16 protein-coding genes are annotated in these 14,793 nt (G+C 63.2%); 15 read left to right on the top strand and 1 reads right to left on the bottom strand.

Annotated elements, in window-relative coordinates; translation table 11 throughout:
* Positions 1-41: 41 nt before the first annotated feature.
* A complete protein-coding gene (locus CO676_RS26655; protein WP_097523291.1) occupies positions 42-1,952 on the top strand; it encodes a hypothetical protein in 1,911 nt (636 codons plus the stop codon).
* A 29-nt stretch (positions 1,953-1,981) separates the two neighbouring features.
* A complete protein-coding gene (locus CO676_RS26650; protein WP_245424480.1) occupies positions 1,982-2,683 on the top strand; it encodes a hypothetical protein in 702 nt (233 codons plus the stop codon).
* Here CO676_RS26650 and CO676_RS26645 read toward each other — a convergent pair whose 3' ends face one another.
* Positions 2,684-2,890, bottom strand: coding sequence for a hypothetical protein (locus CO676_RS26645; protein WP_097523290.1), 207 nt, complete (start codon positions 2,888-2,890; stop codon positions 2,684-2,686).
* Positions 2,891-3,030: 140 nt separating this feature from the next.
* On the opposite strand from CO676_RS26645, the gene CO676_RS26640 reads away from it, so the two are divergent.
* The 13 genes from CO676_RS26640 to CO676_RS26585 all read left to right on the top strand — a co-directional run bounded on the left by CO676_RS26640 (position 3,031) and on the right by CO676_RS26585 (position 14,793).
* Positions 3,031-3,270 carry a hypothetical protein gene (locus CO676_RS26640; protein ID WP_097523289.1) on the top strand — a complete coding sequence of 80 codons (240 nt, stop codon included), beginning with the start codon at positions 3,031-3,033 and terminating at the stop codon, positions 3,268-3,270.
* 540 nt (positions 3,271-3,810) lie between these two features.
* Positions 3,811-4,485, top strand: coding sequence for a hypothetical protein (locus tag CO676_RS26635; RefSeq protein WP_097523288.1), 675 nt, complete (start codon positions 3,811-3,813; stop codon positions 4,483-4,485).
* Positions 4,486-4,853: 368 nt separating this feature from the next.
* The gene (locus CO676_RS26630) at positions 4,854-6,476 is read left to right on the top strand and encodes a hypothetical protein (protein WP_097523287.1); all 1,623 of its coding nucleotides are present in this window, start codon (positions 4,854-4,856) and stop codon (positions 6,474-6,476) included.
* Positions 6,464-6,946 carry a hypothetical protein gene (locus CO676_RS26625; protein ID WP_097523286.1) on the top strand — a complete coding sequence of 161 codons (483 nt, stop codon included), beginning with the start codon at positions 6,464-6,466 and terminating at the stop codon, positions 6,944-6,946. The genes CO676_RS26630 and CO676_RS26625 overlap by 13 nt, the downstream gene beginning before the upstream one ends.
* Entirely contained in the window at positions 6,936-7,064 is a 129-nt protein-coding gene (locus CO676_RS36850) for a hypothetical protein (RefSeq protein ID WP_268812398.1), read from the top strand. Before CO676_RS26625 ends, CO676_RS36850 begins: the two co-directional genes overlap by 11 nt.
* The gene (locus CO676_RS26620) at positions 7,064-8,683 is read left to right on the top strand and encodes a portal protein (protein WP_097523285.1); all 1,620 of its coding nucleotides are present in this window, start codon (positions 7,064-7,066) and stop codon (positions 8,681-8,683) included. Before CO676_RS36850 ends, CO676_RS26620 begins: the two co-directional genes overlap by 1 nt.
* Positions 8,684-9,064 carry a hypothetical protein gene (locus CO676_RS26615; RefSeq protein ID WP_097523284.1) on the top strand — a complete coding sequence of 127 codons (381 nt, stop codon included), beginning with the start codon at positions 8,684-8,686 and terminating at the stop codon, positions 9,062-9,064.
* A complete protein-coding gene (locus CO676_RS26610) occupies positions 9,061-9,975 on the top strand; it encodes a hypothetical protein (RefSeq protein WP_097523283.1) in 915 nt (304 codons plus the stop codon). Before CO676_RS26615 ends, CO676_RS26610 begins: the two co-directional genes overlap by 4 nt.
* Positions 9,976-10,139: 164 nt before the next feature.
* Positions 10,140-11,075 carry a phage capsid protein gene (locus CO676_RS26605; protein WP_097523282.1) on the top strand — a complete coding sequence of 312 codons (936 nt, stop codon included), beginning with the start codon at positions 10,140-10,142 and terminating at the stop codon, positions 11,073-11,075.
* A gap of 69 nt (positions 11,076-11,144) precedes the next feature.
* Entirely contained in the window at positions 11,145-11,426 is a 282-nt protein-coding gene (locus tag CO676_RS26600) for a hypothetical protein (protein WP_097523281.1), read from the top strand.
* Between the two features lie 75 nt (positions 11,427-11,501).
* Positions 11,502-12,152 (top strand): hypothetical protein, encoded by a 651-nt coding sequence (locus CO676_RS26595; RefSeq protein ID WP_097523280.1) that lies wholly within the window; start codon positions 11,502-11,504, stop codon positions 12,150-12,152.
* Positions 12,149-14,239 (top strand): hypothetical protein, encoded by a 2,091-nt coding sequence (locus tag CO676_RS26590; protein ID WP_097523279.1) that lies wholly within the window; start codon positions 12,149-12,151, stop codon positions 14,237-14,239. Before CO676_RS26595 ends, CO676_RS26590 begins: the two co-directional genes overlap by 4 nt.
* Positions 14,236-14,793 (top strand): hypothetical protein, encoded by a 558-nt coding sequence (locus tag CO676_RS26585; RefSeq protein ID WP_097523278.1) that lies wholly within the window; start codon positions 14,236-14,238, stop codon positions 14,791-14,793. The genes CO676_RS26590 and CO676_RS26585 overlap by 4 nt, the downstream gene beginning before the upstream one ends.

Genomic DNA, 14,793 nt, shown 5'->3' with positions numbered 1-14,793 from the left:
GCAGGTGGCGCGGCGGTTCACATTCCAGATGCGGGCGGAAAATGACCAGGAAACTGAAAGAACAACGCGGCCTCGCGGCCGTCCGTGCCAAGGTGCTCGACGGCCTCACGGATCTCGAAGAGGCGAGGGACCTCTCAGATCCCGATGCCAACCTGCTGCGCAACGGCGTCAAGGCCGGCCAATGGGACGGCTTTCCCCACGACAAGATGCCGCCTGGGTGCCCGATCACCGTGCTCGGCATGAAGGGCGAGACGGTTTATGTGATCTCGGCGACCGGCTTTCTCTATGAGGTTTCGCGCTGGGATCACCCGACGCTGGTCAAGCTATTCTCGCCCTATGTCAACTATCTGAAGTGGGCCTGGCCGGCCTTCACCAAGGCAAAGGAAGACGAGGACGGCAACATTATTCCGCCGAAGGTTGACCGCGTTGCGCGCGACAAGGCTGTCGAGGCTATCATTGCCGAGGCCGGCCGGCGCGGCACCTTCGACCCTTCGGAAAATGTGCGCGGCCGCGGCGGTTGGAAGAGCGGCGACAATTTCGTCTGGCACTCCGGCAAATATCTGTTCTCGACGGACATCAAGCCTGGGCTGCCGGTGAAGCCCGATATTCTCCGGATGCGCCCAGGCGAACACGACGGCTATTTCTATGCCCAGGACAGCGACACGATGCGCCCGTGGCAGACGCCGATCGACGCCGGCGAGAGCCCGGCCCATCAGATCCTGCAGGACCTCAAGACGTGGAATTGGGAGCGCGGCTACATCGATCCGATCTTCACACTCGGCTGGATCATTGCAGCCTTCCTCTCCGGCGCGCTCGAACAGCGACCGATCATCTTCGTCACGGGCGGACCTGGTACCGGTAAATCGGCACTGCAGCGCTATGTTCGATCGCTTTTCGAGAACACGATCTTCGCGACCTCGAACACGACGGCCGCCGGCATCTACCAGACGATGGGCCATGACAGCCGGCCGATCGCGGTCGACGAATTCGAGCGCAAGGCCAATGCGACGAAGGAAACGGCCATTATCGAAATCGCGCGCCAGGCCTATTCCGGCGACAAGGGCTACCGCGGCGGCTCCGATGGCGCTTCCAGCCAGTTCGAACTGCACAATGCCTTCATGTTCACCGCGATCCTCAAGCCCCATATGGAGCAGCAGGACAAGACCCGCATGGCCATCATGCAGCTGAACCCGCTGAAGGCGCACGGCGAGCGGCCGGTGGTGCAGGACTACTGGGGCCGGCAGCTGCTTCGCCAGGTGATGGACGGCTATCATGACTTCGTTGCGCGGATCCTGCCGAAATGGCGGCAGATCCTCTCCGACGATCGGCTGCACTTCGACAGCCGCGCGATCGACACCTATGGCACGCTGCTCGCCTGCGCGGAACTGGCGGTCGGCGAGCAGGGTATGATCGACGGCGGTCTGATGGCGAAATCCGCCGGCAGCAGCGAGCTTGATATCGAGGTGCTGAAAGATACGCTCGAGTTTGCTACCGCCGCCGAGCGCGCCAACCAGACGCCGAAATGGCAGGACGTCATCGAGCGGCTGCTGGGCTGCAAGCTCGATGCCTACAAGAGCGGCGAGCGGCTGACCGTCGGCGGCGTGATCGAGGCGCTAGAGAATAAAGACAGGAGCGACATGGACATTGTCGAGGCCCGCGCCCGCCTGGCGCTGCTCGGCCTCGGCGTGCGCGATCGGCCGAAGGATGATCCGAACAATCCCTGCACGGGATATGCGCTGGCCGTTCCGATGAGCGACGACAATCTGAACAGGCTGTTCGGCGATAGCGAGTTCGCGAGAGGCGGATGGACCGACGCGCTGCAGCTCGGTCCGGAAGAGATCGTTCCGCGCGGCCTGGCGAAGGCGATGAAGACAGTGAAGATCAACCGGGCGGCGAAGACATGCACGCTCGTCGACCTGCAGGCCTATGACGAATGGGTGGATCGAGCGTGATGGGCCACCCGCGCGGAACAGCGAACCAATTGGCATTCGATCTTCCTCCACCTCAATATGCGCTGCCCGATCGGCCGCTTAAGGTGCTGGTTGGGTGCGAAACGTCCGGCATTGTCCGCCGGGCATTCGCTGCGCGTGGCCATGATGCATGGTCCTGCGATCTGTTGCCGGCCGACGACCGCAGCAACAGGCACATCGTCTGCGATATCCGCGAGCTCCTCGGCGACGGTTGGGACATGCTCGCCGTCATGCATCCGCCGTGCACGCGGCTTTGCAATTCTGGCGTCCGGTGGCTTAAAATGCCGCCGCCTGGTCGAACGCTTCCAGAGATGTGGGAAGAGCTCGACGCCGGCGCCGCGCTGTTCTCTGAGTGCTGGAATGCGCCGATCCCGCGCATTGCTCTAGAGAACCCGGTCATGCACCGATACGCTAAGGAGCGGATCCGGAACTATGAGCCGCCGGCGCAGACTGTCCAGCCTTGGTGGTTTGGCGAGGAGGCTTTCAAGGCAACATCGTTCTATCTGCGCGGCTTGCCGCGGCTGATCGAGACCAAACGTTTGATCCCGCCGAAGGCCGGCACCGAAGAGCACAAGAGATGGGCGAAGGTTCACCGAGCGCCGCCGGGGCCTGACCGCTGGAAAATCCGGTCTGAGACGTTCGTCGGCATTGCCGAGGCAATGGCCGACCAATGGGGCGGCTATGTGTTCGATCGTCTAGTGCGACGGGCCTGATCATGTTGGCTTGTCGTACAGCGGCTTTCTGCGGTTCCTTGGCCTTGGTTCCGGCAATTGAGGGATGATCTCGTCGATGTCGCTTTCATGAAGCGTCACGGGATAGTCGAGGCCGCGCAGATGCACCGTTACCTGCCCGTTATCCCAGCGCCGTGCGACCTTGCCCGAAAGCTTCACGGCATCGCCCTTCTTGATTTGCCTTGGCATTAAAACCACCACGATCGAACGCGCATCATTCTAACACAGCAGCCCGCCAGAGCGTTCCGGCGGGCTTTTCATTGCCTGCCCTTGCCCGCGCCCCGCGGCGCGCCTATGTGCCGCCGGTGCTGCATTTAGGAAGGTAACAGATGACCGTCTATCCAAACGGGACCGTCGCCATTGAGACCCTGGGCGACATGCTCGATGACGGCTACCGGTTCAACGTGTGGTGCCTGAAGTGCAAGCGCGGCCGCCTTCTGCCGGTGCAGCCATTCGTCGACAAGCTCGGCCGCGATCACGAGCTTTATGTCGCCGACCACATCAAATGCAGCAAATGCGGCGGCAAGAACATCGAGCTGCGTCTCCAGGCTCCCGGGCCCAAACCGTAGAGCTTAGCGCCGACGCCCTGTTCTGATTGCGGCGCTGTTTCCGCCAGAAAACCTCATCGCACTTAACCCTCTTCCCCCGCCCCGGAGGGGAGAAAAGCGGAGCCCGCGCCAGCGCCGGAGCCAGCGAGCGGCTTTCGGCGACCGCTAGTCGCGTCCGCCTTGCGGGCTCGCCACGTGATGTCAACGAACTGAGGCGCGGGCACTTAACCCGGCCGGGACCGTGTGCAGCATGGGGCGTGGCGGTTCGTCTGCCGTGACGGGTGCGGGTGGTTACCGCCAGTTGCCCATCGGTTGCCAGAGCGGTAACCGGGATACATCAAGGAAATCAGGGGTTTGTTGTGGCGGTTACCGGGTTGGCGATGAATATAGGCTTTTTCACGCGCGCGTGTGTGTGATACGCGTGAAAGGGGAAACTGGTAACCCGGTAACCGATAGATATAAATACCTGATTTCCTTGGAGATATGCGGTTGGCGCATAGGTTGGCGGTGACCGGCGGGATCGATCGCCGGTAACCGGAATAAACAAATAGGGAAATACCGGTGAGCGACGAAAACGAGCAAAATCAGGGGCTTCGAGAGGCACACCCACCGCGCGATTTTTCCGGCGAGATGTCGATCGAGGCCGATCCGGAGCGCGCCGCGAAGGTCGGTTCGACCAGGGCAACGGCCGAAGCTGCCATGTCGAGCCTCGCCGCCGAGCTGGTGACGGCCGAGGCGGAGCCCGAGCAGCCATCGCTCATGCTCGATGAGATCGACGAACAGCAGTCGCTCTTCGCCGGCCCCGTGCGGCACGTGGCCGATACCATATCCGCAGCCCGAGCCGGGCGCGGGAGGCCAAAGGGCAGCCAGAACAGGGCAAGCCGCCAATTCGCTGAGACCTTGATGCGCATGGGATACCGGCATCCAGGCCTCAACCTCGCCGCCCTGGCGAACGCCAACCCGCTGGATCTTGCGGCGGAACTATCGGAGCCTTATCGTCCGACGAGGGGGCCGCATGCGGGCCAGCTGGTCGAGGCAGCCTGCAGCCCAGCGGACGCGATGGCGCTGATCCTGAAGGCCAATGCCGAGCTGATGCCGTACTTCGAGAGCAAGCGGCCGCAGCAGATCGAGGTCAACGAGACCCGCCTCGGCGTCATGGTGATCGGCGAAGTCAAAGCCGAGAAGCCAGACGACGGCCGGTTCTTGAGCCTGACGAAGGTCGACCGGCCCGACTGAAAAAGCGCAATGAAATCAACGTCGATCCGTCCGACATTTGGCCTTCCGACATTTCAGCCCGTAACCCGTTGAATTTCCAAGGCCGCGAATGATGCTAAATCATTGGCCGCGTTCCGGCTGTGGTCGTTTCCCGGCGGAAAATCGGCTGGCCTACCGCCACCAGGAGGGGGTGCCCTCGCGGGCGGGCGCGCGAGCGCGGCCGAGCGGTTTGAAAAACTCGCAGCCGAGCCCCCTGTACCAGGGTCGGTTGTCACACACACCGGCCCTTCAGGCATGCCTGACTGAACCCATTGGCGGGCGAACCTAAACTTCCTTGGACCGGAGGGGCGCGGGCGCGGGGCTCCGGCGATCGCAAGGGTAACGGGTTTATGGGAAATATCGACATTCAGCGGTACATGCCGCCGGGGCCGGTCGGCGCCGCCTTCATCAAATCGCGGGGGCCGATCGACACGATCATGGGGCCTGGCGGATCCGGTAAGACGGTCTGCTCTGTGATCAAGGGGCCGATGCATGCGGCCGAATACATGCCGGTTTGCAAGGATGGATGGGTGCGCGTCAAAACGCTCTGCGTTCGCGACACCTATCGCAGCTTCGCCCGCACGGCGCTCGCCAGCTGGTACAACACGTTTCCCGAAAAGCACCCCTGGACGGTCAGCCACGAGGGCGGCCAGGATCGGCCTGTGGTCCATACGCTGTGCTGGGAGGCCTGGCGCGGCGCGGACAAGGTCAAGATCGAATACACGATGGAAACGGGCGCGATCGGCGACAACGATCTCGAAGCGTTTGCTAAGGGCTACGAAATCTCGCTAGCCTGGGGCAACGAATACGACTTGATGCCGGAAAACACGCTGCCGGTGTTCTTTCAGCGCTGCGGCCGTTTCCCGCCCGTGGAGATGATCGCGCCTTCGGAGCTGGAGCGCGTATCGCGCGACGGCCGCCAGGCGATGCGGCTGATGGGGCTCACGGTCGATGACAGCGAGCCGGTGTTGCCTCGCATCGTCTGGGGCGACATGAACCCGCCCGACATCGATCATCCGGCCTATACCACGCCTTACGGGGAGGTCTCGAAGCCTGGCGGCGTCTACAGCAACGTCACGCCTGGCTGGAATGGCTTCTGGCAACCGGGCGGCCTTTCGCCGCACGCCGAAAACCGGGTCGGGAAACCGCGCAGCTCCTATGAGCTTGAGGCGGCCACCACGAAGGACAAGCGCCTGGTGCGGCGCATGGTCCACTCACTGCCGGCCTACGCGAAGGATGGCACGCCGGTATACGAGGATTATTTCAACCCGGACGTCCACAAGGCCGATCAGGCGATCACGCCCATTCCCCAACTTGGCCTGACGATCGGCATCGATGCCGGCGGCTCGCCGGCCGCAACCTTCGGGCAGGTCTCGCCGAGCGGGCAAAACCGCTGCCTGGCTGAGCTGGTGGCGGATCCCGGTACCGGGCCGACGCGCTTCGGCCAGATGATGATTTCCCTGTTGATGAACCGCTTCCCGAACATCCCCATTATCGGCGCCTGGGCAGATCCCTCCGCTTGGTACGGCGCCGATACGCAGACGGGCGAATTCCACTGGATCAACACCTTGGCCGCGATCGTCCGCTTTCCGATCATGCCGGCGCCCTCGAACGAACCGTCGATCCGCCAGGAGGCGGTGAAGCACTATTTGTCGCTGACGATCGACAACGTGACGCCGGGTTACATCGTCGATCCCAGCTGCAAATGGATCATCGGCGGCTATGAGGCGCACTACAAGTTCTCGAAGAAAACGTCGTCTTCCGAGACCGACAAGGGCGAGGCCGTCAAGAACGGTCATTCGCATCCGCACGATGCCGAGCAATATCGGTGCCTCGGTCAGCTGGGGCTGGCGGCGCTGGTCTCCAAGGCTGTCGAGGCGACAGCCCCGCAGAACGTGATCGGCGGGCATCCACGCGGTCGCCAGGTCGAGGCGCGGCAGCGGCCGGGTGATTTCAACGTATGGGACGTCTGACGGTTCAATCGCCTGCAGATTATTCCGACTGCCTCACGTGCGCGGGCGGGCGCGCGCTCGCGCGTAAGGCGGCGATCTGGATGCGCAACAACGGCGACAGTGTCGCGATCTTCCACGAGGGCGAGCTGCTGGCCGTCGTCTACCTGGTGCCCGATCGGGATGGGCGTCGGGAATTCTGCCTGGTCGTTCGGCCGGCCGCCCGCGCGCATATCCGCAAGCTCTGCAGGCTGGCGCACTCAACGCTCAAGGCCATCGCCGATCATGGTGTCGTGGTGTTCTGCCGCGTGATGCCGGGCAACCGGACGGGAACGCGGATGGCGCACCTGACGGGCTTCACGCCCGCGGGCGAGGAATGGATTTTCGAAGGGGAAGGCGATGAGCGGTGTCGTGAAAAACCTGTTCGGCGGCGGCGACAACGGCGCGAAGCAGGAAGCGGAGAAGAGCCGGCAGTTGCAGCAGGTGGCGAATGATCGCCAGCTCGCCGAGCTGAACCGCAATGACAAGGCCGTTGCGGCCACCCGCCGCGCGCCCCGCGGGCGTCGGCTTTTCGAGGATGGTTCCGAGGCGCTTGCCGGAAAGCTCGCCTGATGCAGGGCGATTATCGCGTCGACATCAGGCAACACCGGACGCGGGTCAGCAACACCTGGGGCGCCCGATCGGGCTGGACCAAGATCTACCAGGATGCCTACGATTACGCGATCCCCATGCGCCGCCCCTCGGGCGGGCTCAACGGCCGTCCGCAGCAGCCCGATCGGCTGTTTGACATGACGGCGCCCATGTCGGCGATGTACTTCGCCGGCAACCTGCAGCGCGATCTCTTCCCGGCCGGCCAGCCTGCTTTCGAGTTGGAGACCGGCCCGCTTGCTGCCATGGTGCTTTCGTCGGCCGACAAGAAGGCCTTCGACCGCGAGCTGGCGCGCACCTCGACGCTGATCCATCCGTTCTTCCTGGCCGGCGACTGGGATACGGCAATTCACGAAATGTGCGTCGATCTTGCCGTCGGGACCGGCGCTTTGCTGCCGGTCAAGGGAAAGTCGGCAAACGAGCCTATCCGATTTGCCTGCCTTCCGTTCGATGAACTGGCTATATCGGCTGACGGGTTCGGTGCGGTCGACCTGGTCGACTGGCGGACGCAAATGCGCGCCGACCAGATCGTCGAGGCATGGCCGGAGGGTCGTTTCCCTGCCGACTTCAAGGAAAAGGCGGTCACCAAGCCGTCGGAGCTTTACACGGTTCATCAGACCTGGTGGAAGGATCGGCAGGGCGCTGGCTGGCATTTCGGCGTGCTTCTCGAAACCTCGACAGAGCTTCTGTGGCACGAGCGGTACCGAACGCAGCCGATAGCCATCCCGCGCTACTATCGCGTGCCCGGCGAGGCCTATGGCCGCGGTGTCGTGCTGACGGCCCTGCCGTCGATCAAGACCGTCAACAAGGCACAGGAACTGGCACTGAAGAGCGCCGCGATCTCGATGCTTGGCATCTGGGGTTATCGCGCCGGCGGCACCTTCAATCCGAACACGGTGCGTTTGGGCCCCGGGGAATTCTGGGCGATGCAGTCGACCGGCGGCATGCTGGGGCCGGATGTTTCGCGCCTCGACACGGCGAGCGGCAATCTCAACGTCGCGCAGCTCTTGATCGGCGACCTGCAGAACCAAATCAAGGCGGCGATGTTCGACACGCGCCTGCCGGATTATGAGGGCACGCCGCGCTCCGCCTCCGAGATGGCCGCGCGGCTGCAGCAGCGAGCGAACATCCACATCGGCGCTTTCGGCCGCCTGGTCAACGAGATCATGCCGATCGTCGTGCCGCGCGTCGCCGAGATCCTTTACGAGTTCAACATGTTGCCGATGATCCGCGAGGTCGACGATCTCCTCGTGTCGGTGAAGGTCAAATCGCCGATGCAGGCGGCATTGAACGCCGACCGCATCGCGGCGATCGCCAATTACCACGATTTCATTCTGGCCTTTGCCGGGCCTGAAGCGAAGGAACTCTACATCAAACAGGATGCGGTGCTCGATCGTGTCGCCGAGGGCTTCCAGATCGACAAGGACCTGGTGCCCGATGATCAAGAACGCGCGGCGATCGTGGTGCAGATCGAAGAGCGCCGGCAGCAGCAGATGGCGATGATGATGGCGGCCGAGGCGGCCAAGCAGGCGCCGGGCGCGATCAAGGATGTCGCCGTCGCCGAAATGCGGAGGGCCGCGTAAATGTCCGGTCCCTTCATTCCGTCCCGAGCCGGGCAGCCGCTCGACCTGCTCGAACAAGGCGCGGCCGGCAATGGCTGGGATGGCGTCGAGGAGCTGTTCAAGCCGTTCCTGCAGACGTCGGAGCTACAGCCGAAGGACAACCTGGCGAGGTTCATGGCGGCGCTCCGGCACACCCCGGAGGGGCGGGAAATGTTCGAATGGATGATGGACATCTCCATTCGCCAGCCGCTGCGCGTCACCGGCACCAGTATTGAACAGACGGCCCTGCAGGCGGCGGCGCGGCAGGGCATCAATGGTTTTGCCGAGGCGATCCTGAACGCCATCGCCCACGGCGAAAAACTGCTCATGCAAGCAAAACCCCAGAATGGAGCTGGAGAATGAAGACTTTCCTTGATCGCTTGACCTTCAACGCGCCCGATAGCGGCGGCGGTGCTCCGCCGGCCCCTGCTGCAGGCGCGACTCCTTCCGATGCCAGTCCTCTTCCTCCCGCTGGCACGGAAAACCCGCCGGCTCCATCGGCGGGTGAAGCTCCTCCGGCGGGCGCCGGCGATCCGCCCGCCGGAGGGGAATTCTATCGTCCGCAGGGCCTCGCCGAGCATTTGCTCGGTACCGACCAGAACGAGACGATGGACAAGATGGCGAAGGCGCTCGAAGGCTATCGCGCACGCGATGCCCAGAACGGCGTGCCTGACAAGCCGGAAGCCTATGGGGAGTTCGCCGGCGAGATCCCGGAGACGATCAAGCCGCATCTCGACACGCTGAAGGGCGATCCGCTCTTCGGCCGCGTCGCCTCCAAGGCGCTTGAAATGAAGGTGCCGGTTGCCGCCTACCAGGCTCTGACACAGGAGTTCCTGTCGGTGGCCCATGAGATGGGTATCATGGAGCCCATTGTGGACGAGAAGGCCGAGCGGGAAGCGCTGACGCCGGACGCTGCCAGACACCTGCCGGCGCCGGAACAGCAGCGGGCGCGCGAACAGCGCATGAGCGACAACTATGCTTTCGTCGACGGAATGATCGCGAAGGGCCTCGCGAAAGAGGATGCCGAGTTCGCAAAGGCGATGCTCGGCGACAGCGCAAAGGGTCATCGCTTCTTCGAGGCCATGCGCCAGCTCGCCGGTGGCGGCGCCGGCGGCGGTCCTGCGCTGGGTCATCACCAGCCGGCCGGCGCAGATCCGAAAGCAGATCTCGTGGCACGTGGTGCGCTGCCGCAGAATACTGTCGGTCACAAGGATTTCGATCGCAAGTCCTACGATCAGCTGCAGGCCGATTACAAGCGCGTCTACGGTAGCTGACCCTTCCGCACTGAACGGCTCCCGGCCGGTGGCAGCATTCAAAGCGCTACCGGACGGGAGCGACCTGGACCAACCGACGGCTATCCTTCACCGGACCCGTCGGCTCCGGCTAATCGGCCCTCTCGGTGATTTCGTCCATCACACTCACACGAGGGTCACTCCCCATGCCTGTTGAAGCCTGGTTCAAAGAGAAAATCCGAGACGACGTCGCCACCCGCCTGCAGTCCAGGGGCGGTTTGCTCGACGGCACCATGAAGACCGGCGAGAACATCGCCGGCACGGTCAAGTTCCCGATCGCTGGCGGTCGGATCGTAATGTACAAGCTTTCGGGCGCGATCGAGGAAGTTCGTCCGCAGGGCCTCGACATTGATGTCGTGTCGCTGCAGGCCACCGATTACACCGCTGAAGCGACGATCCGCAACCAGGACAGCATGCGCCAGACGCCGTCCTATCAGGCGGAAGTGGCCGGCGCGATGGCGAAATCCGTGCGGATGAAGCGAGACGGCCTCAAGTTCGACGCCCTCAACGCATTCTGCAACACGGGCAACGCCAATATTCCCGGTGGCGGGCCGACCACGCCGAAGACGATCGGCGACGGTACGGCGCGCATCGATCTTACGGACGTGAACAAAGCGTCCGCGCAGATCCGTGGCGTCGGCAGCGACGAAGAGGTCTACTGGCCGATACCGTTCATGTGGTTCGAGCAGCTTTGCTGGTATAAGGAATTCGCCAGCAAGGATTACCAGGGCGACAAGGATCTGCCGTTTGCGCAGTCCGGTGTCGTCGACAAGAAGACCTGGAAGGGCGTGCACATCATGGCGCTGCCGGATGAGCACTTCACCTATGGGACCGCCCCCTGGGTTCAAGGCCAGGAGGAATGGTCCGCCGGTTACATCGACACCTTCATGTGGACGAAGTCCGCTGTCGGTTGCGAAACTTTCTGGTCGAAAGAGCAGATGGACATCAACGAGTGGGTCGGCAAGGCCGGCAAGCCGCTGCTTTGCGACACGGCGCTTTCCGGCGCCGCGGTCGGTCTCCTGCCGGAGGGCGTCAAGCGGCTGCGCTTCCTTGCGATCAACGACACCGTTCGCCCGAGCTGATGCGTATCAATCCTCCCGCTTCGGCGGGAGGGTCCTTCTTGACCTTCAATCCTTCGAAAGGCAACGACTATGGCCCATCGCGTTCGCGATCTCCGCCGCCGCACCACGATCAGCATTCCCGGTCAGCGGCAGATCACCTTCTCCGATTATGCCACCACGCACACCAAGGCCGAAGTACTGGCGGCCGGCTTCTTCAACGACAGCCGCGACAACGTCACTGTCGGCAGCATCATCGACGCGGTCGTCGATATCGACGGCACTTCCGAGTATGTCCGGATCATGTTCGCCACCGTGCCGGCGACAGGCAACGTGACGGTGACCGACGTCACCGGCGATACCACGCCCGACTGATCACGTCTGCTTCGCACTCAACGCGGGGCCGCGGCCGGTAATCTGGCCGCGGTTCTTCTTTTTTGGGCGGTGGCGATGACGGAAGACGAAGCTACGATCATCAATTATGCGCTGACCGATATCGGCGCCGGGCCGATGTTCTCGATCGACGATGACAGCGAGCTCGCCGAGCAGATCCAGCATGTCTGGCAGCCTGTCATCGATCGCACCTTCGGCATGCACTACTGGAGCTTCGCCAGAAAGACATACCGTCTCACGCGGCTTGCGGCCACGCCGGAAAACGGCTTTGCTTATGGCTTTGAGCTGCCCGGCGGCAGAATCGGCAATCCGCTTAAATATTCTGCCGACGCGCGTTGCCGCTCGCCGATCCGTGATTTCGCCCTCGAAGCCGGTCAATTCTTCTGTGACCAGCCCGACGCCTGGGCTCTCTGCCGGGTCTACGTCTCGCCGACGGTGTGGCCGCCGGAATGGCGCGCGGCATTCATTACCGCACTTGGAGCATACCTTGCCGTGCCTGTCTGGCAGGACAGGCAGATGCGCGACGACATGCTGGTCGAGGCGTTCGGAACGACGTCGCGCGACGGCACGGGCGGCGTGTTCGGCCGGTTGATGGCGCAGGACGCAGCAAGCCAACCGGTCGGCGATCCGCAGACTTGGGACGATCCACTTTCGAACGCTCGGTTCAACAGTTCCCGCGATCACTGGGCCGGGAGGTACGCTGAATGACCAGGATCTCCGGACCGCTGAAGAGCAGCGCCAATGCCGGCCAGCTGTCGAAAAGCCTGCTCGGCAAGGTCAACCTGAAGCAATATTATTCGGGCGCAAAGCGCATGCTTGGCGTCGAGCCGATCCCGCAATCTGGCTTCACGCTCCTGCCGAGTTCCCGCTATGCCGGCGCGGGCGCATCATCGGTCTGCAACCAGACCGTTCTCCGCTTTTCGGATACGCTCTCCTACACGCTGATCGTCACGCCCGGGCGTGTCGAGATCTGGCGCAACGACGTCGTGAAGGTCGCGACCGTGACGACGGGCGCGGTTGCTGGGATCACCGCCGCCATGGTTCCGGATCTTCGCTTCTACGGGGAGGCGAACACGGTTGGTATTTGGCACGTCGATCTGTGGGATGGCATCCGCCTCTTGCGCAACCCGGCCGACGACACGAACTGGACGGTGTCGGCCTGGCCCTATGGCGAGCTGCCGGAAGTCGACCTCGGCGGCACTTACACGAAAACCGACGACGTCTGGACGCTGTATTTGCGATGGTCCGAGGGCCTCGCCGAACTGGTCGGCGCGTTCACGGTGGAAGGAACCACGACGAATGCGATCGACCTCTTCGACAGTGTCGGCGGCTTCGCCCAGATCGCGGCGGACATAGAGGCCGAGATCTCGACCTTGCCCGGATTTTCTTCTGGCGTGGACGTCCAGTTCATCCGCCAGGCCGGCGAGTATGCAGAATTTGAGGTCACCTTCGGCGGCGTGCTCTCCGGATCGCAATATCAATTCGATGCGCAGATCACCAACACCTCCAGCGGGTCGGCTTTGACCAGCCACGCGCAAGTGGGCAAGACCGAAGGCGAGCCGCTGATTTCCGCCGCCCAGGGCGGTTTTGCCGGCATGTCGCTGTTTCAGGATAGGGCCTGCTACTTCGCCCCGAAGGCGAAGACGGCCGCGATCGGCATGTCGCGGATCGGCGAGTATTTCGATCTGAACATTGCCGCGCAGCAGGAAAATGCGGCCCGGCTCGAAGCGTTGCGCTCGCAGACCAGCGAGAAGATCCTCTATTTGATGGACGCGACCTATCTGATCGCCTTTACGAACAAGGGGGTCTACTTCGCCTCGAACCGGACGATCGAGCGGAACAAGCCGCTCAACTGGGTCAACGCGAGCGAGTTCGGCATCAAGCAGAACTGCCAGCCTGTAAAGCTCGAAGGCAAGGTCTATTTCGTCGCCAATGACGGCGGGCGGCTCTATTCGATCACTTACGATGCAGTGAGCGAAATGTTTGCGCCACTGCCCGAGAACGACCTCAACGGTGTAGACCCGGATGACCTGGTGCGCGACATCAAGACGATGTGGGTGCAGCACAAGACGGGCAGCATGGTGAGCGACCGGCTTTGGCTTCTGCGCGAGGACGGCCGCGTCGTCGTCTGCGTTATCAATAAGACGCAGGAGATCATGGCCGCCTGCGAGTGGCCGATCGCCGGCGGAGGCGTGGCGCACGGGCTTTCGGTCGACGGGCAGGAACAGGTTTGGCTGACAATCGACCGCAACGGAACGATCGTGCAGGAAGTGCTCGAAGAGGAAAGCGTCAATCTCTTCCAGATGGCCTTCAGCGTGACGACGGATCTCGCCGGGCAAGCCAGTGGCTTGTCGGCTCTGAACGGGCGCACTGTCTGGGCTCTGATCGACAACGACATATACGGTCCCTTCACCGTCTCCGCCGGCGCCGTTCAGACGGGTGTCGCCTCGCGGCCGGCGAAGATCGGCATCTGGGCCGCGCCGATCTATGAAAGCATGCCCTATGTGCAGGTTCTGCAGAACGATGACGTGGTGCGTCGGCCGGGCAAGGTTGGCTCCGTCCGGCTCTATCTAGAAGATACTGCCTCGATCGCGATCGGCGCCAACGGGCGGCAGCCGCGCGACGTCTCTTTGACATTGGCGAGTGCCGATCTCGACCAGCCGAAGAAGAATTTTACGGGGCACAAGCCGGTTGCCGGCCTGGTCGGCGCCTGCATGGATCCGACTTTGACGATCAGCCAGGTCCGGCCGGGGCGGCTGCGAGTGCGCGATTATATTCCGGGGGTGAAACTGTGACAGAGATTGCTGCGGCTCTGACGAGCCTTTTTGCATCTTCAGCTCCTGCAGCAACGTCGGCGGCGACCGCGGGGGCCTCGGCGGCTGGGGGCGCGGCTGCCGGCGGGTTTTCGCTTTCGTCGCTGTTGCAAGGAACGGCCACCGTCTTCTCGGCGTTCAGCGCGCTCGGGGCGGGAGAGGCCGATGCCGAGCAGTTCGAGCTGGCGGCCGACGATGCGGCTCGCGAGAAGCCGCTCGAAACGCTGCAGGGCATCAACCGGCGGAGCGGCATCAAGGCAGAAATGATGAACCGCATCGCCGAGCAGGACGTCGCGAACGCCGCCTCCGGCGTCGATCTGTCGTTCGGAACCCCGATGCAGGCGCGGCAGGATGCCTTCCGCCAGGGCGATCTGGCGGTCGCGACCGATGTTGGCACTGAGCAGACGCGCATCGCGCGCCTGACCGAACGCGAGGCCAATTACCGCAAGCGGGCGAAGCGAGCCCGCTCGGCCGGCATGCTCGATGCGCTTACCATTGGCCTGAAGGGCGCGACATCTCTGGCAGACAGGTACTGA

Origin of the sequence: Sinorhizobium sp. BJ1 (genome assembly GCF_002531555.1) — a bacterium.
In the GTDB taxonomy this organism is placed as follows: Bacteria; Pseudomonadota; Alphaproteobacteria; order Rhizobiales; family Rhizobiaceae; genus Sinorhizobium; species Sinorhizobium fredii_B.
This window is presented reverse-complemented; position numbering and strand designations above follow the sequence as displayed.